The following is a 24,491-nucleotide window of genomic DNA, read 5'->3' as shown; positions in this document are numbered from 1 at the left end:
CAAGGATACCACATCAATGAACAGAACTCCAGCGGAACCTGCGGACCCCGCCCTCTCCGAAGCCCTGCGCACCGAACAGGCCAACCTCGACCGGCTCTACGCCCACCTGGACGCCGCCCGGGAGCTCGCCCACCGCACCTGCGACGGCGCCCACCACGGCGCGGCCGCCGGCGGCACCCACCAGACCCGGCTGGAGCGCGAGGTCCGCGCCCGCGAGGCCGCCCGGCACGCCGCCCGGCTCGACGCGGCGGAACGCGGCCTCTGCTTCGGCCGCCTCGACGAACGCGACGGCACCGTCCGCTACATCGGCCGCACCGGCCTGTCCGACGAGGCGTACGAACCGCTGCTGCTCGACTGGCGCACCCCCGCCGCCCGTCCGTTCTACACCGCGACCCCCGCCCACCCTGGCGCCGTGATGCGCCGTCGCCACCTGCACACCGAGGGCCGCACCGTCACCGGCCTGGACGACGAGGCGCTCGACCTCGCCGGGCTGGACGAGGCCGGCCGCCGAGGCCTGGTCGGCGAGGCCGCCCTGCTCGCCGCGCTCGCCCGCGAGCGCACCGGCCGGATGGGCACCGCCGTCGCCACCATCCAGGCCGAGCAGGACCGGGTGATCCGCTCCCCCCTGCCCGGCGCGCTGGTCGTCCAGGGCGGGCCCGGGACGGGCAAGACCCTGGCCGCCCTGCACCGGGCCGCCTACCTGCTGTTCACCCACCGGACCGCGCTGGAGCGCCGCGGCGTGCTGGTCATCGGTCCCCCCCGGGCTTCCTGCGCTACATCGAGGAGGTGCTGCCCGCGCTCGGCGAGACCGAGGTGGTGCTGCGCACGGTCGGCGAGCTCTTTCCCGACGTCGCCGCGACCCGCGCCGACGCCCCCGCCACGGCCGTCGCCAAGGGCGGGCCGTGGATGGTCGAGGTACTCCGACGCGCCGTCGCCGCCCACCAGTCGGCGCCCACCGGGGGCATCGACCTGGGCGACGGGCTGCGCGTCTCCGCCCGCGCCTGCGCCCAGGCCCTGGACGCCGCCCGCGGCCTGCGGACGCCGCACAACCGGGCCCGCACCCACTACCTGCGCACCCTGCTGGACGCCCTGGCCATCGCCCAGGCCCTCTCCCTGGGTCGGCCGTACGACGAGGAGGAGGCGCACTACGCCCCGCGCGAGCTGTGGGCCCGGGAGGACGTCCGCGCCGCACTCGACCCGCTCTGGCCCGCCCTCACCCCGCAGCGGCTCGTCGAACGACTGCTGACCGACGGGGAGTTGCTCGCCGACAGCGCCCCCGAGCACGCGGCCGCCCTGCTCCGCCCGCCCGGCTCGCCCTGGACGGTCGAGGACGTCCCGTTGCTGGACGAGGCCGCCGAACTCCTCGGCGACCTCCGCGCGGTGGACCGGGTCGAGACCGATGACCCGGACGAACTCGCCTTCGCCCATGGTGTGTTGACCATCACCGGCCAGACCGACGACGCCCTGCTGGACGCCGCCGCACTGGCCGGGCGGTTCCGCGACGACGGCCCGTACCGCTCCACCGCCGAACGCGCCGGCGCCGACCGCACCTGGGCGTACGGCCACGTCGTGGTGGACGAGGCGCAGGAGCTCTCCGCGATGGCCTGGCGCACCGTCCTGCGGCGCATCCCGACCAACTCGCTCACCGTCGTCGGCGACCTCGCCCAGACCGGATCGCCCGCCGGCGCCCGCAGTTGGGCGCAGATGCTGGACCCGCACCTACCCGGCCGCTGGCGCGAGGAGCGGCTCACCGTGAACTACCGGACACCGGAACCGATCATGGCCCTGGCCGCCGCCGTGCTGCGCACCGCCGACCCCGGACAGCAGCCGCCCGAGTCCGTCCGCCCGGGCACCGTACCGCCGCGCGCCGTCCCGGTGCCGGACGGCGACTTCGCCGCCGCACTGGCCGAACTGCCCGTGTCCGCCGGCACCTTGGGCGTGATCGCGCCGGACGTGGCGGCACCGGCACTGGGCGCGCTGACGGTCACGGCGGCCAAGGGCCTGGAGTTCGACAACGTCGTGGTGGTGGAGCCCGCCGCACTGGCCCCGCGGGACCTGTACGTCGCGCTCACCCGCGCCACCCGCACGCTCACCCTGCTGCACCGCCGACCGCTGCCACCGGAACTCGCCGGGGCGCTCTGACGGCCCAGGGCGGCCGGCCGCTACGGCTGCGCGCTGCCCGTCCGACCCGCCAGCACCGGCAGCACCTGCCCGCAGATCGAGTGCAGGGCGATCCGCTGCTCGTCGGTCATCGCCTCGAAGGCCTGGTGGGTGCGGGCCATCTCGCTGCGGATGCGGCTCAGGATGTCCCGGCCCTCGGCCGTGATCACCACGATCTTCACCCGGCGGTCACCGGCGGCCGCCTCCCGGTTGGCCAGGCCCAGCGACTCCAGCCGGTCCACGATCCCGGTCACGTTCGACGCGTCGCAGCCCAGCCGCCCGGCCAGCGCCCGCATCGGCACCGGCTCCTGCACCGCGCCCAGCGCCTTGGCCTGCGAGGAGGACAGCCCGTGCCGGGCCGCGGCCGCCGCGAAGTCCTGGAAGTACGCGGCGCCGACGGCGGCCAACGCCTCCATCAGTTCGGCGTTGGTCGGTACGGTCGTCGTCGAGATCGAACCCATGGGGCCAGCGTACGACCGAGTGCTTCAGTAACTCAAGCTTTGACCACGGCAACCGTCCGCGAGCCACCTCACACTTCCACCGTCCGGGGCACGCCCGGAACAGGTGCGGGACGCGACCGGAGAACGGTCAGAGCACCAGCTGGTCGAACAGCCGCCGCAGCTCGGCGTCCGGGTCCGCCGTCAGCCCGGTGTGCACGGGCCCCGGCTGGACGATCGCGCTGCGCGGCGCGGTGAGCCAGCGGAACCGCTGCCCAGGGCTGTCCGAGGCCGCCGGACCGGCCTGCGGCCCGCCCAGGCAGACCGCCTCGATCCCCTGCAGCGCCCGGCGCACCCCCTGCACGTCCGCCACCGGGTCCAGCGCCAGCAGGCGGGCCTGGTCCAGATGGGTGCGCGCCGCCAGGTGCGTGCTCTGCCGGCAGTACAGCAGCACCCCGACGTTGACGCACTCGCCCCGCTCGACCCGCGGCACCGCCCGGATCACGGCGTACTCGTAGTCGTGCAGCTCGACGACGGCCGGCAGCGCGGCCGACAACGGCTCGGTCATGCGGGCACCTCCGGCAGCCAGTCACGCGGACCGGCCAGTCGCTCGGTCAACTGGGCGCGGTACGCGGCGCGCACGTCCTCGGGCGAGTCGAAACCGAACTCGTCCACCAGCCACACCTCGGGGATCTGCGCCACGGCCCCCTCCACCGCCGCCTCCGCGAGCGGCGCCAGTGCCTTGTCCGCCGCCGCCAGGTCCGGCTGGGCGCGCAGCAGCGCGTGGTCGGACGCGTCGTACGGGCGGCGCACCCAGCCGGCGGCGCCGGCCCAGTTGTGGTGGAAGATCAGGCTCGCGCCGTGGTCGATCAGCCGCAGCCCGCCGGTCGCCACCAGCAGGTTGGGATTGCGCCAGGACCGGTCGACGTTGCCGATCAGCGCGTCGAACCAGAGCACCTGCCCGGCGAGTTCGGGGTCCACCTCGAAGCAGAGCGGGTCGAAGTTGAGTGCGCCGCTGACGAAGGCCATCCCGAGATTGGTGCCCCCGCTGGCCCGCATCTGGTCCTGGATCTGGTGGTCCGGCTCACTGCGCGCGAGCACCGGGTCCAGGTCGATCGTCACCAGCTCCGGCACCGGCAGCCCGAGCCGCCGCCCCAGCTCCCCGGCCAGCACCTCCGCGACCAACGCCTTCCGGCCCTGCGCCGCGCCGACCCATTTCAGCGCGTACAGCCGCCGGTCGTCGGCCTCGACCAGGCCCGGCATCGAGCCGCCTTCTCGCAGTGGGGTCACGTACCGGACCGCCGTCACCTCGGGGAGCACGTCTGACAGCTTATCGGTGCCGACCGCCTCCCCCGCCCCGCACCCGCTCCCGCCCGTCCCCCGAAGCCCGTCCGCCCGCCCGGCGGCAGCCCCCGCCATCCGAACCCCGCACCATCCGCCCCTCCACCCCCACTCCTCCCCCTCATCCCTTCCGCCCCGCCCCAGTGGCAGCCCCCGCTGCTCCGTGCGAGTGTGGCGGACAGTAATGGGGACAATCCGGTACGACCCGCATGACAAAGGGATGAGCGATGGAACGACCTCGGATCCTGATCGTGGGCGGCGGCTTCGCAGGCCTGGAGTGCGCCCGCCGCCTCGAACGCAAGCTCTCGCCGTCGGAGGCCGAGATCTCGCTGGTCACGCCGTTCAGCTACCAGCTCTACCTCCCTCTCCTCCCCCACGTCGCCGCCGGCGTCCTCTCCCCGCAGTCCGTGGCCGTGTCCCTGCGCCGGAGCCTGCGCCGCACCCACATCGTGCCCGGCGGCGCCATCGGCGTGGACCCGTCCTCCAGGGTGTGCGTGGTCCGCAAGGTCACAGACGAGGTGGTCGCCCAGAAGTACGACTTCCTGGTACTCGCCCCCGGCAGCGTCACCCGCACCTTCGACATCCCCGGCCTCACCGACTACGCCCGCGGCATGAAGACGCTCGCCGAGGCGGCCTACGTCCGCGACCACGTGATCGCCCAACTCGACCTCGCCTCGGCCACCCTGGATCAGCGGGAGCGCGAGTCCCGGCTTCAGTTCGTGGTGGTCGGCGGCGGCTACGCGGGCACCGAGACGGCCGCCTGCCTCCAGCGCCTCACCACCGCCGCCGCCCGCCGCTACCCGCGCCTGGACGTCCGCCAGATCAAGTGGCACCTGATCGACATCGCTCCCAAGCTGATGCCGGAACTCGGCGACCCGCTGGGCACCGCCGCCCTGGAGGTGTTGCGGGAGCGCGGCATCGAGGTGTCGCTCGGCGTCTCGGTGGCCGAGGTGGGCGCCGAGACGGTCAAGTTCACCGACGGCCGGGTGCTCCCCTGCCGCACCCTGATCTGGACCGCCGGCGTGGCCGCGAGCCCGCTGATCGGCACCCTGGACGCGGAGACCGTCCGCGGCCGGCTCGCGGTGACGGCGGAGATGCGGGTGCCCCAGTTCGAGGGCGTGTTCGCGCTCGGTGACGCGGCCGCCGTCCCGGACCTGGCCAAGGGCGACGGCGCGGTCTGCCCGCCCACCGCCCAGCACTCGGCCCGCCAGGGCCGCGCGGTGGCCGACAACGTGATCGCCTCGCTCCGCAACCAGCCCCTGGAGCCGTACTACCACAAGGACCTCGGACTGGTGGTCGACCTCGGCGGCAAGGACGCGGTCTCCAAGCCGATCGGCGTCGAACTACGTGGCCTGCCCGCCCAGTTGGTGGCCCGCGGCTACCACCTGATGGCGATGCGCACCAATGTGGCCAAGCTCCGGGTGGGCGCCAACTGGCTGATGAACGCGACCGCCGGGGACGACTTCGTCCGCATCGGCTTCCTGGCCCGTCAGCCCGCCCGTCTTCAGGACTTCGAGTACACCGACGCCTACCTGACGAGGGATCAGGTACGTGCCCACGCCCAGTCCCTGCTGGCGAAGGGCTGAGCGGAGCACGGCATTTCGGCGCCCCGCCGCAGAGGAACACCGCGGCGGGGCGCCGACGCACGTACGTCCGTCAACGCGCGGCCGTCAACGCGCAGTCGTCAACCCGCGTCCGTCAACGCCCGTCCGTCAACGCGCGGCCAGGTACATCCCGCTCGCGTCCTGCCCCGCCGTGTTCCGGCAGGCGTAGTCACCGCTGCTCCGCCCCCACAGCAGGGTCAGGCAGCGCCCGAGCGCCAACTGCCCGTAGTAGTCGGGGTGCATCGACTCCTGCAGCACGCCCTGGGTGGAGTTGAACCCGCCGTCCAGGAACCGAGCCCACTCGCTGGTGGTCGCGGACGGGCCGGAGCCCGCGGTCGGCTGCTGGGTGGCCGTGGAGCAGACCTCGCGCCCCTGCAGCATGTCGGACAGGTCCAGGAACTGCGCCCCCTTCGACGCGGCGACTCCGGCCAGCGCCTTGGAGATCTGCGGCACCATCGAGTCGCGCGCCCAGTCGGCGTCCGCGTTCCAGAACGGACAGCCGCCGGTGTCGGACCGGCTCCAGCCGCTCTCGGGGTAGCGCATCTCGGCACTGCGCGGGATCGGCGACGGGTAGGACTGCAGGACCAGCCGGTAGTCGGACTGCGCGTAGCCGGCGCCGGACATCACCGCGCGGATCTCGTCGATCGCCTTGCCGACCCCGGCCATCGCCGCCGGCATCTGGGAGTCGATCTGGGACTGCGCCGAGTCGTGGCAGTAGGAGTCCCAGATCAGGTAGTCCTGCACGCAGTCGGAGATGATCCCGGAGAAGCCGAGGTCGTTGCCGCCGATCGACAGCGTGATCAGCTTGACGTCGTTCTGCCGCGCCACGGTGGCGAGCTGGTCGGCCTGCGGGGCCTCGCCCTTGAGCGACTGCCCGCCGTCGGCGGCGCGGAAGACGTTCGCGGTGACGGCGCCTGAGCAGGCCAGGTTGATGCTCTTCTGGGCGACGGTCGACGCGCCGAGCACCTCGGCGACGTCGGAGCGGTCGCAACCGCTCGTTGCCGTGGGCCCGTAGACCAGCGACGGGTCGGCCGAACTCCCGTTCCAAGCCCGGTCGGTGCCGTTGTGGTTGCCGTCGGTGCCGGCGGCGTTTCCCATCCACCGCCCGGCCTCGCCGGAGATGTAGCTGTCGCCGAGCGAGACGCTCGCCGTGGGACCGGACGGAGCGGCGGAAGCGACGGCGGGCGCCGCCGAGGCGGGCGCGGCGGCGGCCAGCCCGGCCACGGTCAGCGGCAGGGCGAAGGCTGCGGTGAGCAGCCTGCGGCCGAGTCGAGGGGTACTGCGGGTGATGCTCGAACTGTTTTCGGGCACGGCGGAACTCCTGCGGCTCGGTCTCCCCGCGGGATGGGGACGGGAAGACGCATAGGTGAGGGTGAGCCGCCGGCCGGTGGCGCAAGGAAGATGACATGGCCGCGCCCGCCACCGCTAGGCGTCTGCACCGGCTTTCCGCATTTGTTACCGACGGGTTCGGACCAGGCCCCGCCCCGAGCCACCCCAGGGTCCGCCCCGCTCACACCAGCCGGGAGCCACCCCCGCCCGAGCCCAGCACCTCCGCCAGGTCCTCCGCCAACCGCCGTGCGTCGTCGGCGTCCAGTCGCGCGGTGGTGAACCGCAGCCCGGGCGGCGACTGGATCCGGTACCGCGCCCCGGGCGCCGCCACCCACCCCCGCTGCACCAGCGCCGCCAGCGCCGAGGTCTCGTCCGGCACCGGCACCCAGACGTTCAGCCCGCTCTTCCCGTGCGCCTCGATCCCGCGCGCGGCCAGCTCGCCCAACAGCGCGTCCCGCCGCGCCCGGTAGACGGCGGCCACGCTCGCGGCGGGCACCGCGTCGGCGCGCCACAGCTCGGCGACGGTGCGCTGCAGCAGGTGGCTGACCCAGCCCGCGCCCAGCCGCAGCCGTCCGGCCACCCGCCCGACCGTCTCCTCGTCGCCGACCATCACCGACACCCGCAGGTCCGGCCCGTACGCCTTGGCGGCCGAGCGCACCACCGCCCAGTGCCGCGACCCGGCGCCGACCAGCGGGTGGTACGGCTGGTCGACCATGCCGTGCCCGTGGTCGTCCTCGATCAGCAGCACTCCCGGGTGTCCGGCCAGGACGGCCCGCAGCGCCGCGGCCCGTCGGGCGGTGAGCACCGCACCGGTCGGGTTCTGCGCCCGGCTGGTCACCACGACCGCGCGGGCGCCCCCGGCCAGCGCCAGGGCCAGCGAGTCCGGCAGCAGCCCCTCGTCGTCCAGCCGGACCGGCTCGGGCCGCAGGCCCATCGCGGGCAGCAGGTCGAGCAGGCTGCCCCAGCCCGGGTCCTCGACCGCCACCGCGTCGCCGGGGCGCAGCCAGGCCCCGAGGGCGCGCTCGATGGTGTCCAGCGCTCCGGAGGCGACGGCGATCGGACCGTGCAGCCCGTCGGCCTCGAAGGAGGCGCGGGCGAGTTCGAGCAGTCCGGCGTCGATGCGCGGGTGCCCGTACAGCACGGGCTCGGCCCGGACGGCCTCGGCGGCGGCCGCGAGGGGCGGTCCGAGATCGGGCAGCAGGGCGGGGTCGGGGTTGCCGGTGGACAGGTCCCGGGCTCGCGCTGGGACGGGGACGCGGATCTGGTCGCGGGGGGTGAGGGCGGGCCTGGGGAGGATCCGACTGCCCTTGCGGCCGGCCGTCTCGATCACGCCGCGGTCGCGCAGCAGCCGGTAGGCGGCGGCCACGGTGTTGGGGTTGACGCCGAGTTCGGCGGCGAGGTCGCGCAGCGGGGGCAGCGCGGCTCCGGGGGCGAGCTGCCCCCGGCTCACGCCCTGTTCGATGTGGGCCGCGATTTCGCTGGCGCGTCGCCCTTTCAGCGGATAGTCTCCTAGCACAAAGCATATTATGCACTAGTACATAGAGGTTGTCATGTCGACCACGCCGACGAACGCCGGTGGCGCCCACTACTCCCGGACCGCGCGCACCACCCCCACCCGCTACAAGGACCGCGCCACCTGGGAGAAGGAGGCGATCCACGCCATCCTCGACGAGGCCTACGTCTGCCACCTCGGCTTCGTCGCCGACGGCGCCCCCGTCGTCCTGCCGACGGTCTTCGCCCGGGTCGGCAGCCGGCTCTACCTCCACGGCTCCACCGGCAGCCGCCCGATGCGCGGCGCCTCCGACGAGCACGGCATGCAGGTCTGCGTCACCGTCACCCACGTCGACGCCCTGGTGCTGACCAAGTCCGCGTTCAACCACTCGGTGAACTTCCGCTCGGTGGTCGCCCACGGCACCGCGTACCAGGTCACCGACCCCGAGGAGCTGGACGTCGCACTGGCCGCCCTGGTCGACCAGGTCGTCCCCGGCCGCTCCGGCGAGATCCGCCCGGCCAGCCCCAAGGAACTCGCCGCCACCGCCGTGGTCCGGCTGGAGCTGGACGAGGTCTCGGCAAAGACCCGCTCGGACGGCGCCAACGACGACCCGGCCGACGCCGACCTGCCGCACTGGTCCGGCATCGTCCCGGTCACCACCGTGCACGGCACCCCGGAGCCGTACGACGAGAACGTCCCGCTCCCCGCACACATGCGCCGTTTCCCCCGCTGAGGAAGGCCGACCGATGCTGATCAGGTCCTGGGACCGCGGCGACGAGGACGAGTGGCGCGCCTGGCTGGCCGAGGGCCGCGACTTCGGCCTGCTCGCCGCCAACGGCGGCCCCGACGAGGGCCCGGTGCTCGTCCCCACGCACTTCCTGCTGGACGCCGGGCGCGGCGAGATCCTGCTCCACCTCGCCGCGCCCAACCCGCTGCTGGCCGCGGTCCGGACTGACCCCAACGTCACTCTGGCGGTCACCGACGGTTACGCCTTCGCCCCCGGGCACTGGCGCGGTGAACCCGGCACGCCCACCAGCTACTACGCCTCGGTGCACTTCCACTGCACCGCCGAGGTGGTCGAGTCCGCCGAGGGCAAGGCGGAGATCCTCAACCGCCAGCTGGCGCACTTCCAGCCGGAGACCCCGGACTTCCGGGTGGTCCCCGGCGCCAACGAGCTCGGCCGGCTGCTGCCCGGCCTGCGCGGGCTCCGCCTGACCGTCCGCGAGGTGCGCGCCAAGTTCAAGTACGACGACAAGAAGCCGCCCGAGGCCCAGTACGCGATCGCCGAGCGGCTCGCCGACCGCGCCGCCGCCCCACGGCAAGGACGCGACCAGGACGCCGCCGCCCGCACCCAGCTGCTGCGCCGCCACGAGCGGCGCAGCGGGGGGACGGGGGGCGCCTCCGGTGCGGTCGGCGCCCGGCGCACGCCCCGGGCGCGCGCCACCGGCTGACCCGGTGTCACCCGATCGGCCCTCAGCACGGGCAGGTCGACCGTCGCGCTGCTCGAATGTGAGACGAGTCCTGCCCAGCCGTCAGAACGGGCCCGTCCACCTCGGGGAGCGCGCGTGTCCACAGTCCACAGTCAACGGGCGTCCGGCGAGGCCCACCTCGGGCACGTCATCTTCATCTCGGCGGCCGCCGCCATGGGCGGCTTCCTGTTCGGTTACGACAGCGCCGTGATCAACGGCGCGGTGACCGGCATCCAGAAGCACTTCGGAGTGGGCAACGGCACCACCGCCTTCGTGGTGGCCATCGCGCTGCTGGGCTCGGCCCTCGGCGCGGTGGTCGCCGGCCGGCTGGCCGACCACTTCGGCCGGGTCCGCACGATGCTGCTGGCCGCCGTCCTGTTCGCGGCCAGCGGCATCGGCTCGATGTTCCCGCCGAACATCGAGGCACTCGCCTCCTGGCGCGTGGTCGGCGGCATCGCGATCGGCATCGCCTCGGTGATCGCCCCCACGTACATCGCCGAGGTCGCCCCCACCGCCTACCGCGGTCGGCTCGCGTCCTTCCAGCAGATGGCGATCGTGCTCGGCATCACCGTCTCCCAGCTCGCCAACTGGGCGCTCAACCAGGCCGCCGGCGGCGAGTCCACCGGTCACCTCGGCGGCATCCAGGCCTGGCAGTGGATGCTCGGCGTCGAGACCATCCCGGCCCTGGTGTACGGCCTGATGGCGCTGGCCATCCCGGAGTCGCCGCGCTACCTGATCGCCGACCACCGCGAGGCGCAGGCCCGCAAGGTGCTGGTCGAGGTCGAGGGCGAGGACGTCGACCTGGACGCCCGGGTGGCGGAGATCCGCGCGGTGCTGGCGTCCACCCACAAGCCCCGGCTCAAGGACCTGCGCGGTGGACGCTTCGGCCTGCTGCCGATCGTCTGGGTCGGCATCGGCGCCTCGGTGTTCCAGCAGTTCGTCGGTATCAACGTGATCTTCTACTACTCGTCCTTCCTCTGGCAGTCGGTCGGCATCAACGAGTCCAACTCGCTGCTGATCAGCCTCTCCACCTCGATCATCAACGTGATCGGCACGGTGATCGCGATGGTCCTGGTGGACCGGATCGGCCGCAAGCCGCTGGCCCTGGCCGGCTCCGCCGGCATGGCGCTCGCGCTGGGCACCGCCGCCTGGGCGTTCTCCTACCGCAACGGCACCGGCGACACCGCCACCCTCGACAACACCCACGCCACCGTCGCCCTGATCGCCGCGCACGTGTTCGTGCTCTGCTTCGCCTTCTCCTGGGGCGTGGTGGTCTGGGTGCTGCTCGGCGAGATGTTCCCCAACCGGATCCGCGCGCTCGCCCTGTCGGTCGCCGCCTCGGCCCAGTGGATCGCCAACTGGGCGATCACCGTCAGCTTCCCGGACCTCGCCGACTGGAACCTCTCCGCCACGTACGTCATCTACGCGGCCTTCGCGCTGCTCTCCATCCCGTTCGTGGCCTTCTGCATCAGGGAGACCAAGGGCCGCGCCCTGGAGGAGATGGGCTGAGCGAGCGCCCCCGCACACCCACGCCGCACGCGGCCCGACCCACCGAGAGGAAGCCATGCCTGACCAGGGCGGCTCCCGGCAGAACGTCAGCTTCCCGAGCAACGGCCGCACCGCGCACGGGTACCTGGCCCGCCCTCCGCAGGGGGGCGGCCCCGGCCTGGTGGTCGTGCAGGAATGGTGGGGGCTCACTTCCCACATCGCCGACATGGCCGACCGCTTCGCCGCCGAGGGGTTCACCGTCCTCGCCCCCGACCTCTTCGGTGGCGCCACCACCCACGACAGCGCCGAGGCCGCCCGGCTCAAGCGCGAACTCCCCGTGGGGCAGGCCGTCGAGGACCTCTCCGGCGCGGTCGACTTCCTGCTCGGGCTGGACGGCGTGGTCGGCGACGCGGTCGGCGCGGTCGGCTTCTGCATGGGCGGCGGCTTCGCCCTGGTGCTGGCCGCCCGGGCCGGCGACCGGGTCGCCGCCGTGGTCCCGTTCTACGGCCTCCCGCCCGACCCGGACTTCGACTACCGCGGCCTGACCGCCCACGTCCTCGGCCACTTCGGCGAACTCGACCGCGCGAACCCGATGGACGCCGTGGACGAGGCCGCGATCCGGATCGGCGAGGCCACCGACGTCCGCCCCGAGATCCACTTCTACCCGGCGGGGCACGCCTTCATGAACGACGGGAACCCGCTCGGCACCTACGACCCGCTCCAGGCCCGGATCGCCTGGCAGCGCACCCTCGCCTTCCTCCGGGGCCACTTGGGCTGACGCCACGACCGGCCCGAACCGGCCCGAAATCCAGGTGACACCCGTACGAGCTCCGGCGATAGTCGCTGGGTGCCGACCCCACACCCCCGCCGCCTCGCCTGGGCGAGCCGCAACTTCCGCATCCAGACCGCCGCCACGGTGGTCAGCGGCCTCGGCAACGCCGGTGCCCCCATCGCCACCGCCTTCGCCGTCCTCGGCAACGGCGGCACCACCGCCGAGGTCGGCTACGTCACCGCCGCCCGGCTGCTGCCCACCGTCCTGCTCCTGGTGGTCGGCGGCGCCCTCGCCGACCGGCTGCCGCGCCACCGCATCATGGTCGCCGCCAACCTGTTCAGCGCCGTCGCCCAGGCCGTCCTGGCCGTCCTGGTCCTGGCCGGGAACGTCCGGCTGTGGCAGCTGCTGGTGCTCTCCGCCGCCGGCGGCGCCGGATACGCCCTCTACGCCCCGGCCGCCGGCGGCATGATCATGCAGGCCGTCCCCCAGGAACACGCCAACCGGGCGTTCTCGGTCTTCCGGATGGGCCAGAACGCCTCCCAGATCGGCGGCGCCGCACTCGGCGGAGGGCTCACCGCCGCCTTCGGCCCCGGCTGGGTGCTCGCCCTGGACGCCCTGTGCTTCCTGGTCGCCGCCGCCCTGCGCTTCTTCCTGGAGCCCGAGTCCGCGCCCGCCCCCTCCGGCGGCAGCATGCTGCGCGACCTGCGCGAGGGCTGGCGGGAGTTCTCCTCCCGCCGCTGGCTCTGGGTGGTCGTGTCGCAGTTCGCCGTCCTGGTCGCCTGCATCAACGCGGTCGAGTCTGTGTACGGGCCGGCCGTGGCCGCCGAGCGGCTCGGCGGCGCGGGCGCCTGGGGCCTGGCGATGTCCGCCTACGGGGTCGGCCTGGTGCTCACCGGCCTGCTGATGGCGCGCTGGCGGCCACGCCGGATCCTGCTGGTCGGCAACTGGGGCGTGTTCCTGTTCGGCGTCCCCGCCCTCGCCCTGGCCCTCGGAGCCCCGCTGCCGCTGCTGGTCGCCGCGATGTTCCTCTCCGGGGTCGGCGTCACCGTCTTCGCCGTCAACTGGATGGTCGCGCTCCAGCAGGAGATACCGGAGGAGATGTTCTCCCGGGTCACCGCGTACGACGAGCTCGGTTCCTACTCGCTGGCCCCGGTCGGCACCGCGCTGGCCGGCCCGGCGGCCGTCGCGCTCGGCCTGTCCGGCGCGCTCTGGGCCTGCGCCGCGCTGTGCCTGGTGCTCAGCGCCGTCGTCCTGGTCGACCCGCAGGTCCGCCGGCTCTCCCGCCGCGACCCACGGCGAAGCACCCCGGATGCACCGGTGCCCGCCGTCGAGCCCGCGCCCGCGCCGTGAGCGCCCTGTGCGCCCCGCGTGCGCCCGCCGACGAGCAACCACCGGTACGCGTGGTTCGTCCGACCAGGCAGGAAACACCATCCACCTGGGGGCCCACCGGTGCCTAAGCCACTGTTGTTCCTGGACGTCGACGGGGTGCTGAACCCGGTCTGTCCGCACCCGGACGCCGGGTTCGACTCCCACACCCTGCTCGGCTACGCCGTCCTGCTCGCCGCCAAGCACGGCGCCTGGCTCCGCGAACTCGCCGACACGTACGAGCTGGTCTGGGCCACCACCTGGGAGGAGCACGCCAACACCCACATCGCCCCGGCGATCGGCCTGGACCCGCTCCCCCATGTCCGCTTCACCGGGTACGTCCCCCAGCCCGGCGATCCGCGCGTCCCACTGATGGAACTGTTCTCCGCCGCCAAGTGGGCCCCGCTGCTGCGCTACGCCGGGGGCCGCCCGTTCGCCTGGGTGGACGACGTCATCCCCTCCCGGCTGGTCCGCCGCTCCCTCTGGCGCCGCGACCGGCTGCTGCTGCCGATCGACCCCGGCCAGGGCCTGGAGCGCCGGCACGTCGAGCGCCTGCTGGCCCGGCCGCCGCGCAGCCATTCGCTGCCGGGCTCGCGGGTCAGGGGGTCGGCAGCCAGCTGACGTGCCCGGCGAGCAGCGCGTACCCGACGAAGGCCACCGTGTCGATCAGCGCGTGCGCCGCCACCAGCGGCATCACCCGCCCCCAGCGCCGGTACAGCAGGCAGAACACCGCCCCCATCACCATGTTGCCGACCAGCCCGCCGACGCCCTGGTACAGGTGGTACGAGCCGCGCAGCACCGAGCTGGCCGCCACCGCGGCCGGCCAGGACCAGCCCTGCTGCCCCAGCCGGCGCAGCAGGTAGCCGAGGACGACGACCTCCTCCAGGATCGCGTTCTGCCAGGCCGACAGCACCAGCACCGGCACCCGCCACCACACGTCCGGCAGCCCCGAGGGCGCCACCGTCAGGTTGTACCCGGCTGCCTGCGAGGCCAGGTACAACGCCAGCCCGGAGCCACCGATCGCCGCCGCGACGCCCGCACCCCGGCCCAGGTCCCGCAGCTTCTCCCGCAGGTCGAAGCCCAGCACCCGCAGCGTGACGCCCTCGCGCACCAGCAGGTAGCCGACCAGCACCACCGGCATCAGCCCGCGCCCGACGTAGTACAGCTGCCACACCAGGTCCAGCCACGGCCGCCCGGGCGCCCGCGAGCCGTTCAGCGTGGCGACCTGCTGACCGAGCTGGAGCGGTTCGGTGAGCGAGCCCGCGAAGCTGATCAGCGCGCTGATCCCGCTGGCCCCGAGGGAGAGCCCGAGGACGATCAGCAGTTCCAGGCCGAGCAGCCGTCGGGTGGGCTCCGCGGTCTCCGGCACGGTCGGGCGGGTTGTCACGGGTGCTCCATCGAACGGACGATCGCTCCGGCGGTCGGCCGACGACCGGAGCGATCATCCTGACACAACGGCCCCGTTACCCGACCGGCCAGGTGTGCACCGGCTCGCCGCCGCGCATGTGCTCGGCGTAGCGCCTGGTCATCGCGGCGAGCGCGGCCGGGCGGTCCATCCCGTACTGCTCGCGCAGCCGGTGGAAGGTCGCGCTCTGCCAGGCGGCGCCGTTGGTGCGGCGCAGGCAGCGCTGCTCGATGATCCCCAGGTAGCGGTCCCGGTCGGCGGGCTCCACGCCCCACTCGTCCAACCCCTGGTGGGCCATCGGCAGCAGCTCGTTGAGGACCAGGTCGACGGCCGACACCGTCTGCAGGCCGCCGCCGCGGCCGGCCCTGCCGGGGCGGGGCCACTGGAACACCGCGTCGATGCCGTACCGGGCGCCCTGCCGGAAGTTCTCGTCCGCCCGCTCGAACGGCAGCCGGGTCCAGACCGGCCGGGGCTGCTCGGCGAGCACCCGCACCAGGCCGTAGTAGAAGGCGGCGTTGGCCAGGGTGTCGGCCACCGTCGGCCCGGCCGGCAGCGCGCGGTTCTCCACCCGCAGGTGCGCGACCCCGCCCGCGACGTCGTACACCGGGCGGTTCCAGCGGTAGATGGTGCCGTTGTGCAGCCGCATCTCGGCGAGCCTGGGCGCGCCGCCGGAGGCCAGCACCTTCAGCGGGTCCTCGTCGTCGCAGATCGGCAGCAGTGCCGGGAAGTAGCGCAGGTTCTCCTCGAACAGGTCGTACGCCGAGTCCACCCAGCGCTCGCCGAACCAGGTGATCGGGCGCACGCCCTGGGCCTTCAGCTCCGCCGAACGGGTGTCACAGGCCTGCTGGAAGAGCACCGGACGGGTCTCCCGCCACAGCTCCCGCCCGAACAGGAACGGGGAGTTGGCGCCGAGCGCGAGCTGCGGCCCGCAGATCGCCTGGGCGGCGTTCCACACCGAGGAGAATCGTTCCGGCGTCACCTGGAGGTGCAGCTGCAACGAGGTCGCGGCGGCCTCGGCCACCATGGTGATGGACTCCAGCTGGAGGTGTTCGACGCCCTCGATGTCCAGCGCGATGTCCTCCCCCCGGGCGGCCAGGATCTGGTCGCTGAGCAGGCTGTACCGCTGGTTGTGGCTCATCGCGTCGAGCCCGGTGTGGTCGTGCTCCAGGGTCGGCAGGATGCCCACCATGACGATCCGGGCCCCGGCCTCGGCCGCCTGCCGGTCGGCGTAGCGCAGTCCGGTGTCGATCTCCTCGCGCAGTTCCTCGAAGACGTGCCCGCACAGCCGGTGCGGCACGATGTTCACCTCGATGTTGAACCGGCCCAACTCGGTCTGGAAGTCGCTGGAGCCGATCGCGCTCAGCACCTGGGCGTTGCGCATCACCGGCAGGCCCTGCTCGTCGGCCAGGTTGAGCTCGATCTCCAGGCCCATCACCGCCCGCGGCCGGTCGAAACGGTCCTCGCGCAGCATCCGCCCGAGCGCGTCCAGGCAGGCCTGGAGCTTGAGCCGGTACTGCTGCCGGTCCGCCAGATCCGCCCGAGTCGCCACGACCTTCTCGCCCACGGTCCCCTCCTCCTGAGACACCCGGCCGGTCGACCGTGCCAGCATCATGCCCACCTCGAAGATCGATACCCGAAAGCGCGTACTGGCTTGCAATGCAAGGCAACTGACGGAAATTCAGACCATCTGCAGACTTGCTCGGCGCCACAGCCTGTGATAAACAGATCACCCTGCGCATTTGTTCGATGAGTTCGCTGAGTTCGCACTGCGCTCCGGCCGGTCCGTTCCCGCCCCGCAGCCCCCGTCGAGGGCGGCGACCGCGCCGGCGCCGCGATCCTGCACAACCGGACAAGGCGGGGTCCCGTCACCGAAGACGCACCGCGCCGCGCCGGTATGCCGCACTCGCACGCCGATCTCGTTTGGAGAGGCGGACCCCGCCATGACCCTGCAGACCCCCCAGCCCCCACCGAGCGCCCTGCGTGCGGTCCTGGGCGCGCTCGACTCGGAGACCGCGCTGCGCCAGCCCGCCGCCGCAGCGCTCCGTCATCCGACCGGTCCACTGCTCCCCGCGCACCCGCTCGCGGTGCACGTCCTGGACGGCCCCCACCCCGAACTGCCCGCCGCCCGCCGGACAGGCTGGCGCTTCCTGATCAAGGACGGCCCGGAGGTGGCCGCCGCCGCCGAGGTGGTGCAGAGCGCGGAGGGCCACACCTTCTCCCACTTCACCGCCGGCCCGTATCTCTCCTCCACCGTCCGGGCGCTGCGCGAGGCCTGGCAGCTCGCCCAGGGCTCCCGCTCCCGCCGCCAGCCGCGGCTGCTCACCTTCCCCGGCCAGTACGCCACCGCGCTCTGGTTGCACAGCCCCGACGCCGACCCGTCCGCCGACCTGCTGATCCCGCTGGCCCCGGCCCCGCTGGGCGTCACCGCTCACCGCGCCTACCCGGCCACCGAGCTGCTCCCGCTCCTCGCCCGCGCCCCGCTCGCCGGACCACCGCCGCTGCTGCTCGGCTCCTCCTGACCCGATCGGGGGCCGACGGAACCGACCGAGCCGACGAGGGACCGACCGAGCCGACGGAAACCGCGGGGAGCCGACGAGGAACCGACGCACCATCCAGCCGCACCGGCCGCCGGGCACCCTGCCCGGCGGCCCTTCGCCGTGCACTCCGACGCCCCCGGACGGCCTCACCCGAACGGCCCCCACCCGGACGGGCCACCCGCCATGGCCCCACCGGGCCATGCCCAGGCTGACCCGGCGGTGCGTGTTTTCCCCCGGCCCCCACCTGAACGGGTGATCTCTGCCCGGGAGTTGTGGCGCGTGTCACGAAATGCCTGCGCGCGCGTCCACGGATGCCGACACTGGGAACCAGCGTGGAAGGACCACCTGTCCTACCCACTTGAGCGCCGGTCCACACCTGGCCGGCGCGCGGACAGGATCCGACCACCGCGGCGGCTCCGGACGGCTCGACCTCCGGGGACCGCACCACGGGGAGGATCGCAGAGCGAAGCGAGGGTACGCGTATGTGCCAGCACCGTCCTGAGTGCCCGACGGCCGAGTCCGAGGACCGCGAAGCGGCCGTGCCGGTGGCCTGCCACCCGGAGCAGGGCTGGAGCCTGCTCTGCAACGGCGTCGTCCTGTTCGAGGACACCGGAGAGCTGCTGCCCGACGGCCGGGTGATCGCCCCGCGCCGCCCCGTCGCCCACGCGGCCTGAGCCCACGCGGCCCGCACCCGTACGGCCGGAACCGTACGGCCCGGGACCACCCGGCGGAGGCGGCCACCACCCGACCACACGAAGCACGACGCAAGGGGGCAGGGCCCCGGCGGAGTTCCTCCCAGCCTTCGGCTGGGAGGTGCCCGTCGCTGGGGCCCCTGCCCCCTTGCCGTCCGACCGGGATCAGACGCCGTACTCGTCCAGCGGCGGGCAGGAGCAGACCAGGTTGCGGTCGCCGTACGCACCGTCGATCCGGCTCACCGGCGGCCAGTACTTGTCCGCCGGGTTCACGCCCGCCGGGAAGACCGCCTCCTGCCGCGAGTAGCCGTGCGCCCAGTCGCCGGCCAGCGTGGCGGCGGTGTGCGGGGCGTTGCGCAGCGGGTTGTCGTCGGCCGCCCACTCGCCCGAGCCGACCTTGTCGATCTCGCCGCGGATCTCGATCATCGCGTCGCAGAAGCGGTCGATCTCGTGCAGGTCCTCGGACTCGGTCGGCTCGATCATCAGCGTGCCGGCCACCGGGAAGGACATCGTCGGCGCGTGGAAGCCGTAGTCGATCAGGCGCTTGGCGATGTCGTCCACCGTCACGCCCGTCTCCTTGGTCAGCGGGCGCAGGTCGATGATGCACTCGTGCGCGACCAGCCCGCCCGGGCCGGTGTAGAGCACCGGGAAGTGCGGGGCCAGGCGCTTGGCGATGTAGTTGGCGTTCAGCACCGCGACCTGGGTCGCGTGCTTGAGGCCCTCGCCACCCATCAGCCGGACGTACGCCCAGGAGATCGGCAGGATCGCCGCCGAACCCCACGGCGCGGCCGAGATCGGGCCGACACCGGTGGCCGGGCCGGCCTCCTCCTGGAGCGGGTGGTTCGGCAGGTACGGCGCCAGGTGGGCGCGCACCGCGACCGGGCCGACGCCCGGGCCGCCGCCGCCGTGCGGGATGCAGAAGGTCTTGTGCAGGTTCAGGTGCGAGACGTCCGCGCCGAACTTGCCCGGCTTCGCCAGGCCGACCAGGGCGTTCAGGTTGGCCCCGTCCACGTAGACCTGGCCGCCGGCCTCGTGCACCAGGGCGCAGATGTCGGTGATCTGGGTCTCGTACACGCCGTGGGTCGACGGGTAGGTGACCATCAGCACCGAGAGGTTGTCGCGGTGCTGCTCGATCTTGGCCTTCAGGTCCTCGACGTCCACGTCGCCGTCGACCAGGGTCTTCACCACGACCACGCGCATGCCTGCCATCACCGCGGAGGCGGCGTTGGTGCCGTGCGCCGAGGACGGGATCAGGCAGACGTCGCGCTGGGTGTCGCCGTTGGCGTGGTGGTAGGCGCGGACGGCCAGCAGTCCGGCCAGCTCGCCCTGGGAGCCCGCGTTCGGCTGGATCGAGACCGCGTCGTAGCCGGTGACCTCCACCAGCTGCTGCTCCAGGTGACGGATCAGGGTCAGGAAGCCCGCGGCCTGGTCGACCGGCGCGAAGGGGTGCAGCTGGCCGAACTCCGGCCAGGTCACCGCCTCCATCTCGGTGGTGGCGTTGAGCTTCATGGTGCAGGAGCCCAGCGGGATCATGCCGCGGTCCAGCGCGTAGTCCCGGTCCGACAGGCGGCGCAGGTAGCGCAGCATGGCGGTCTCCGAGCGGTGGCTGTGGAAGACCGGGTGGGTCAGGTACTCGTCCTCGCGCAGCAGAGCGGTCGGCAGGGTGTCGGCGGCCTCGGCGACCTCGACCGCGGGTACGCCGAACGCGGCCCAGACACCGGCCAGGTGCTCGCGGGTGGTGGTCTCGTCGGTGGAGACCGAGATCCGGTCCTCGCCGTCCTGGTACACGTTGATGCCGTTGGCGCGGGCGGCGGCGGCGATCTCGGCGGCGCGGCCCGGGACGACGGCGGTGACGGTGTCGAAGAACTCGCCGTGCAGCAGCTCGACGCCGCCGGCCCGCAGGCCCTCGGCGAGGGCGGCGGCGTAGCGGTGGGTGCGGCGGGCGATGTCGGCCAGGCCGTCCGGGCCGTGGTAGACGGCGTACATCGAGGCCATCACGGCCAGCAGCACCTGGGCGGTGCAGATGTTGCTGGTGGCCTTCTCGCGGCGGATGTGCTGCTCGCGGGTCTGCAGCGCCAGGCGATAGGCGCGGTTGCCGTCGGCGTCGACGGAGACGCCGACCAGGCGGCCGGGCAGCGAGCGGGCGTACTCGGCGCGCACGGACAGGTAGCCGGCGTGCGGGCCGCCGAAGCCCATCGGCACGCCGAAGCGCTGCGAGGTGCCGCAGGCGATGTCGGCGCCCAGCGAGCCCGGGGACTTGAGCAGGGTCAGCGCCAGCAGGTCGGCGGCGACGGCGACGATCGCGCCCAGCCCGTGCGCCTGCTCGATGACCGGGGCGAGGTCACGGACCACGCCGGTGGCGCCCGGGTACTGCAGCAGCACGCCGAAGACGCCGCGCTCGGCGATCTCGGCCGGGATGCCCTCGGACAGGTCGGCGACGACGACCTCGACACCGGTCGGCACGGCGCGGGTGTTGATCACCGCGACGGTCTGCGGCAGGGTCTCCGCGTCGACCAGGAAGACGCCGCCCTTGACCTTGGTGACGCGCCGGGCCAGCGCCATCGCCTCGGCGGCCGCGGTGCCCTCGTCCAGCAGCGAGGAGCCGGAGGTGGGCAGGCCGGTCAGGTCGGAGACCAGGGTCTGGAAGTTGAGCAGCGCCTCCAGGCGGCCCTGCGAGATCTCCGGCTGGTACGGGGTGTAGGCGGTGTACCAGGCCGGGTTCTCCATGACGTTGCGCAGGATCACCGGCGGGGTGAAGGTGCCGTAGTAGCCCAGGCCGATCATCGGCTGGAGCACCTGGTTACGGCCGGCCAGCTCGCGCAGCTCGGCGAGGACCTGGGCCTCGCTGCGGCCCGCGGGCAGGTCCAGGGCGGTGATGGAACGGATGGCCTCGGGAACGGCCGTGGCGGCGAGCTCGTCCAGCGAGCCGTAGCCGACGGACGCCAGCATCTTCTCCCGCGCGGCGGCGTCGGGGCCGATGTGGCGGTTCTCGAAGGGGCTGGCCAGCTCAAGCTCGGTGAGGGTCGAGGCGCCGGTGGGGCGTCCCGCGTTCGGCTGGGCGTTCATGGTGGTCGAGGCCTCCTGGTCACGGACCGGCGGGGGTACGCACGCCGGCCGGCCAACGCCGCTGCGGACAGCGGACCGGCCTGGGCGGGCGGACCCGAAAGGCCTCCCCCTCTGTCATCGGGACCTGAGAGCTTCGCCCGCACGTCGCGCTGTGGCGCTCCGTCGGCTTGCACCGTCGGTGAGGGTGGTGATCGCCGGCTCCCGCGCCGGCGGTCCTGCCCTGCTTTCCAGAGTGACCTATCCCGCACGGTACGGATGCCTGAGAGATTCCGGGGAGGAGTTGCTCCTTCGGCGCCCCGACCAGCGGTTTTCACTGTCGGGGACTCTCCCGAGCGGGCTCGGCGGTCGCCGCCCAGGGTACCAGCGGGAGGCCTTCCGATCACGGGTGCGTCTGGTCACTCGAGGTCTACGCGCGTCCCCCGGACGGCCCCCCGCCGACCCGTCCGGCCGCACCCCGGTCGCGTGCGTCCGATTCATGCCTTTTGGTGTGAAGTGGCGGACGGGACGGGCAATCCGGTCGCCGATCTGTGGGACTTCCGCAGGCGCAGCGCACTGGAGGAAAGCGTGCAGACCGAGATCGACCCCCGCGACCTCATCGGCCACAAAGCCGTCGACCGCAACGGAGACAAGATCGGCACGGTCGACGAGGTGTACCTGGACGACGCCACCGGGCAGCCGGAGTGGGCGGCCGTCCGCACCGGCATCTTCGGCCGGGACGCCTTCGTCCCACTCACCACGAGCGAGTTCTCCGGCGAGGAGCTCCGGGTGCCCTACGACAAGTCGCTGGTCAAGGACTCACCGGATTTCGGCGTGGGCCAGCACCTCTCACCCGCCCAGGAGCTCCAGCTCTACCGCTACTACGGCCTCGACATCCGGCTGGACGGCCGCCCGGCCGCCGGAGAACCCGACCTGACCGCCCAGCCCGACCTCGACTTCGGCACCCGGTCGGCCACGCCGCTCGCCTTCCACTCCCCGGAATCCGACCCGACGTTCACCACCACCAGCACCGCCCCGGAGGCCCCCGCGCAAGCGCTCAGCACCCCCGCACCGCCCGCCGCCGCCTTCGAGCCCAGGCCGCAGGCCGAACCGTCCGGCGCCTTCCCGACCGCGGCCACGGCCGGCACCGCCGACGCCTCGGCGCCCAGCAAGCCGATCGAGATCACCTGCCGCGCGGAGCGGCTGGACATCACCACCGAGTGGCACATCCTGGGCACCGCGAAGCTGCGCAAGTACGTGACCAGCGAGCAGGTCGAGCGCCGCGTCCCGGTGGTCCGCGAGCGGATCCGGGTGGAGCGGATTCCGGTCAGCGACGCCGAACGCGCCTCGCTCACCGAGCAGGAGATCGCCGAAGCGGTGGAGGAGGTCACGCTCCGTGAGGAGCGGCCGGTGGTCCGCAAGTACCTGTCCCCGATCGAGCGGGTCCGCCTGGTGATCGAGCGGTATACCGAGGAGGAGGTGATCCGGGACGAGCTCCGCCGCGAAAGCGTCGAGGTTCACGGCGACACCCCTGCCGCCACCGCGCCGCACCCGACGAACGGCCAGATGAGCACGGCCTCCGACGGCTCCCGCCCCGCCGCCCGGCGCCCCCTGGTCTGACCGCGCCACCTCCATCAACGCTGCTCAAGGGCCCCGGTCCCCCCGATCCGGGGCCCTTGTCACGCCCTCATGTCCCGGCCGAGGGCAGGCAAACCTTTCAGCTTTGCCAAACCTTAACCACTCGATATTTGACACTCTGAAGTATCTACCGGCAGAGTTACTTCAGTTCATTCACTATGTACGGGAGGAAGCAACCGTGAGTGAGGCACCACAGCCCACCACCGCGGCCGAGAAGCAGAGCAACGCCCGGGTCCTGCCGGCCCTCATCCTGGCGATGCTGTCGTTCAGCGTGGTGCAGACCGCGGTCGTCCCGATCCTGCCGTCGCTGGCCAAGGAACTGGACGTCTCCGGCTCCAACATCACCTGGCTGATGACCGCCAACCTGCTGTCCGCCGCCGTGCTGACTCCCCTGCTGGGCCGCTTCGGCGACCTCCGGGGCCGCAAGCCCATGCTGCTGATCTCGCTGGCCGGACTGGTCGCCGGTTCGGCCCTGGCGGTCAGCACCCACTCCTTCACCTGGCTGGTCGTCGCCCGTGTCCTCCAGGGCGCCGGCGGTGGCGTGATGCCGCTGGCGATCAGCATCGTCCGCGACGAGCTGCCCAAGCAGAAGGTGACCGGCGGTGTCGCCGCCATCAGCGCCTCGATGGGCGTCGGCTCCGGCCTCGGCCTGGTCGCCACCGGCCTGCTGCTGGAGCACTGGAACTACAAGTCGATCTTCTGGATGGGCCTGATCTTCGGCCTGATCGCGGTCGCCCTGGTCGCCTTCCGCGTCCCGACCGACCCGGTGACCGACAAGGAGGGCGGCGCCGACCCGCTCGGTGCCCTCACCCTGGCCGCCTGGCTCTCCGCCCTGCTGGTCGCGGTCAGCCAGGGCAACCACTGGGGCTGGACCTCCACCAAGACCCTCGGCCTGTTCGCCGTCGCCGCCGTGGTGGCCCTGGTCTGGGGCGTCATCGAGACCAAGGTCTCGCACCCGCTGGTCGACCTCAAGATGATGTCCCGCCCGGCCGTGGCCTTCACCAACCTGGCCGGCCTGCTCATCGGCTTCGGCATGTACGGCTCGTTCATGGTCATCAGCAACTTCGCCCAGACCCCGGAGAAGCTGGCCCACTACGGCTTCACCGCGACCGTCCTGCACGCCGGTGTGATGCTGCTGCCGTCCGCCATCGGCTCGATGGTGGCCGCCCCGGTCGGCGCGCTGCTGATCGCCCGCCGCGGCCCGCGCCTGCCGCTCGTCCTCGGTGGCGTCCTGGGCGCGGTCGCGATGGCCTACCTGGCCCTGCGACACAGCCACGAGGGCGACATCTACACCGCCTCCGCCATCTTCGGCCTCGGCATCGGCCTCGCCTTCGCCGCGATGCCGGCCTTCATCAACGGCGCCGTCCCGGTCGAGCAGAGCGGCATCGCCAACGGCATGAACTCGGTGCTGCGCACCGTCGGCGGCGCGATCGGCACCGCCGTGATGACCGCCATCCTGACCGGCGACACCATGAAGTTCCCGATCAAGCTCCCGGTGCTGCTGCCCACCCTGGACGCCTACAAGCACGCGTTCTGGACCACGGCCGTCGTCTGCGTCATCGCCGGCGCCGTCCCCTTCCTGATCCGCACCAAGCCGGCCGCCGCCGTCGGCGGCGGCTCGGCCCGCCAGGACTCCAGCCCCGAGCTGGCCAAGACCGACGCCTGACGAGGCGTCCGGCCCGCGCGCTCAGGGACAGGACGCGCGGGCCCCGGTCTCCGC

The 24,491-nt window shown here is 73.1% G+C and carries 21 protein-coding genes and 1 riboswitch; of the genes, 12 read left to right on the top strand and 9 right to left on the bottom strand.

Annotated features, from left to right (window positions below; translation table 11 throughout):
- Positions 1-13: 13 nt before the first annotated feature.
- Positions 14-715, bottom strand: a complete 702-nt coding sequence (locus ACH4J0_RS16310) for a hypothetical protein (RefSeq protein WP_396240528.1) — start codon at positions 713-715, stop codon at positions 14-16.
- A gap of 71 nt (positions 716-786) precedes the next feature.
- Between ACH4J0_RS16310 and ACH4J0_RS16305 the strand changes: the two genes are divergently transcribed.
- Complete coding sequence (locus tag ACH4J0_RS16305; protein ID WP_396240526.1) at positions 787-2,142, top strand: HelD family protein; 1,356 nt, start codon at positions 787-789, stop codon at positions 2,140-2,142.
- Positions 2,143-2,162: 20 nt separating this feature from the next.
- Here ACH4J0_RS16305 and ACH4J0_RS16300 read toward each other — a convergent pair whose 3' ends face one another.
- From ACH4J0_RS16300 to ACH4J0_RS16290, 3 genes are all read right to left on the bottom strand, one after another.
- On the bottom strand, positions 2,163-2,621 hold the full coding sequence (locus tag ACH4J0_RS16300) for a MarR family winged helix-turn-helix transcriptional regulator (protein ID WP_396240524.1): 459 nt from the start codon (positions 2,619-2,621) through the stop codon (positions 2,163-2,165).
- Between the two features lie 127 nt (positions 2,622-2,748).
- Positions 2,749-3,165: a DUF3037 domain-containing protein gene (locus tag ACH4J0_RS16295; protein WP_396240522.1), complete on the bottom strand. Its 417-nt coding sequence runs from the start codon at positions 3,163-3,165 to the stop codon at positions 2,749-2,751.
- On the bottom strand, positions 3,162-3,917 hold the full coding sequence (locus ACH4J0_RS16290) for a HipA family kinase (protein ID WP_396240520.1): 756 nt from the start codon (positions 3,915-3,917) through the stop codon (positions 3,162-3,164). Before ACH4J0_RS16290 ends, ACH4J0_RS16295 begins: the two co-directional genes overlap by 4 nt.
- A 248-nt stretch (positions 3,918-4,165) precedes the next feature.
- Between ACH4J0_RS16290 and ACH4J0_RS16285 the strand changes: the two genes are divergently transcribed.
- Positions 4,166-5,524 carry an NAD(P)/FAD-dependent oxidoreductase gene (locus ACH4J0_RS16285; protein WP_396240518.1) on the top strand — a complete coding sequence of 453 codons (1,359 nt, stop codon included), beginning with the start codon at positions 4,166-4,168 and terminating at the stop codon, positions 5,522-5,524.
- A gap of 126 nt (positions 5,525-5,650) precedes the next feature.
- Here the strand turns inward: ACH4J0_RS16285 and ACH4J0_RS16280 are convergent, their stop codons facing one another.
- Positions 5,651-6,853 (bottom strand): GDSL-type esterase/lipase family protein, encoded by a 1,203-nt coding sequence (locus ACH4J0_RS16280; protein ID WP_396240516.1) that lies wholly within the window; start codon positions 6,851-6,853, stop codon positions 5,651-5,653.
- Positions 6,854-7,052: 199 nt separating this feature from the next.
- Complete coding sequence (locus tag ACH4J0_RS16275; RefSeq protein ID WP_396240514.1) at positions 7,053-8,387, bottom strand: aminotransferase class I/II-fold pyridoxal phosphate-dependent enzyme; 1,335 nt, start codon at positions 8,385-8,387, stop codon at positions 7,053-7,055.
- A gap of 34 nt (positions 8,388-8,421) precedes the next feature.
- On the opposite strand from ACH4J0_RS16275, the gene ACH4J0_RS16270 reads away from it, so the two are divergent.
- The 6 genes from ACH4J0_RS16270 (at position 8,422) to ACH4J0_RS16245 (ending at position 14,078) form a co-directional block, all read left to right on the top strand.
- On the top strand, positions 8,422-9,096 hold the full coding sequence (locus tag ACH4J0_RS16270; protein ID WP_396240511.1) for a pyridoxamine 5'-phosphate oxidase family protein: 675 nt from the start codon (positions 8,422-8,424) through the stop codon (positions 9,094-9,096).
- 13 nt (positions 9,097-9,109) lie between these two features.
- The gene (locus tag ACH4J0_RS16265) at positions 9,110-9,814 is read left to right on the top strand and encodes an FMN-binding negative transcriptional regulator (RefSeq protein WP_396240509.1); all 705 of its coding nucleotides are present in this window, start codon (positions 9,110-9,112) and stop codon (positions 9,812-9,814) included.
- Between the two features lie 114 nt (positions 9,815-9,928).
- Positions 9,929-11,341: a sugar porter family MFS transporter gene (locus ACH4J0_RS16260; RefSeq protein WP_396240507.1), complete on the top strand. Its 1,413-nt coding sequence runs from the start codon at positions 9,929-9,931 to the stop codon at positions 11,339-11,341.
- A gap of 55 nt (positions 11,342-11,396) precedes the next feature.
- Complete coding sequence (locus ACH4J0_RS16255) at positions 11,397-12,098, top strand: dienelactone hydrolase family protein (RefSeq protein WP_396240505.1); 702 nt, start codon at positions 11,397-11,399, stop codon at positions 12,096-12,098.
- A gap of 69 nt (positions 12,099-12,167) precedes the next feature.
- Positions 12,168-13,442 carry an MFS transporter gene (locus tag ACH4J0_RS16250; RefSeq protein ID WP_396240503.1) on the top strand — a complete coding sequence of 425 codons (1,275 nt, stop codon included), beginning with the start codon at positions 12,168-12,170 and terminating at the stop codon, positions 13,440-13,442.
- A 99-nt stretch (positions 13,443-13,541) separates the two neighbouring features.
- Positions 13,542-14,078, top strand: a complete 537-nt coding sequence (locus tag ACH4J0_RS16245; protein WP_396240501.1) for an HAD domain-containing protein — start codon at positions 13,542-13,544, stop codon at positions 14,076-14,078.
- Here ACH4J0_RS16245 and ACH4J0_RS16240 read toward each other — a convergent pair.
- Positions 14,056-14,844 carry a CPBP family intramembrane glutamic endopeptidase gene (locus tag ACH4J0_RS16240; protein ID WP_396240499.1) on the bottom strand — a complete coding sequence of 263 codons (789 nt, stop codon included), beginning with the start codon at positions 14,842-14,844 and terminating at the stop codon, positions 14,056-14,058. The two genes, ACH4J0_RS16245 and ACH4J0_RS16240, sit on opposite strands and share 23 nt — an antisense overlap.
- A gap of 76 nt (positions 14,845-14,920) precedes the next feature.
- Positions 14,921-16,426, bottom strand: a complete 1,506-nt coding sequence (locus ACH4J0_RS16235) for a glutamate--cysteine ligase (protein WP_396240497.1) — start codon at positions 16,424-16,426, stop codon at positions 14,921-14,923.
- A gap of 376 nt (positions 16,427-16,802) precedes the next feature.
- Here ACH4J0_RS16235 and ACH4J0_RS16230 point away from each other — a divergent pair, with 376 nt between their 5' ends.
- The gene (locus ACH4J0_RS16230; RefSeq protein ID WP_396240495.1) at positions 16,803-17,381 is read left to right on the top strand and encodes a hypothetical protein; all 579 of its coding nucleotides are present in this window, start codon (positions 16,803-16,805) and stop codon (positions 17,379-17,381) included.
- A 500-nt stretch (positions 17,382-17,881) separates the two neighbouring features.
- Positions 17,882-18,073, top strand: a complete 192-nt coding sequence (locus tag ACH4J0_RS16225; protein WP_030288352.1) for a DUF5999 family protein — start codon at positions 17,882-17,884, stop codon at positions 18,071-18,073.
- Positions 18,074-18,256: 183 nt separating this feature from the next.
- On the opposite strand, the gene gcvP is transcribed toward ACH4J0_RS16225, so the two are convergent.
- Positions 18,257-21,157, bottom strand: a complete 2,901-nt coding sequence (gene gcvP, locus ACH4J0_RS16220) for an aminomethyl-transferring glycine dehydrogenase (protein ID WP_396240492.1) — start codon at positions 21,155-21,157, stop codon at positions 18,257-18,259.
- Positions 21,158-21,394: 237 nt separating this feature from the next.
- A riboswitch (glycine riboswitch) is annotated at positions 21,395-21,498 on the bottom strand.
- A 223-nt stretch (positions 21,499-21,721) separates the two neighbouring features.
- On the opposite strand from gcvP, the gene ACH4J0_RS16215 reads away from it, so the two are divergent.
- Entirely contained in the window at positions 21,722-22,753 is a 1,032-nt protein-coding gene (locus tag ACH4J0_RS16215) for a PRC and DUF2382 domain-containing protein (RefSeq protein WP_396240490.1), read from the top strand.
- Positions 22,754-22,949: 196 nt separating this feature from the next.
- Entirely contained in the window at positions 22,950-24,437 is a 1,488-nt protein-coding gene (locus ACH4J0_RS16210) for an MFS transporter (RefSeq protein ID WP_396240488.1), read from the top strand.
- Positions 24,438-24,491 lie beyond the last annotated feature (54 nt).

The sequence above is a fragment of the Kitasatospora sp. NPDC017646 genome, from assembly GCF_044329365.1.
In the GTDB taxonomy this organism is placed as follows: domain Bacteria; phylum Actinomycetota; class Actinomycetes; order Streptomycetales; family Streptomycetaceae; genus Kitasatospora.
This window is presented reverse-complemented; position numbering and strand designations above follow the sequence as displayed.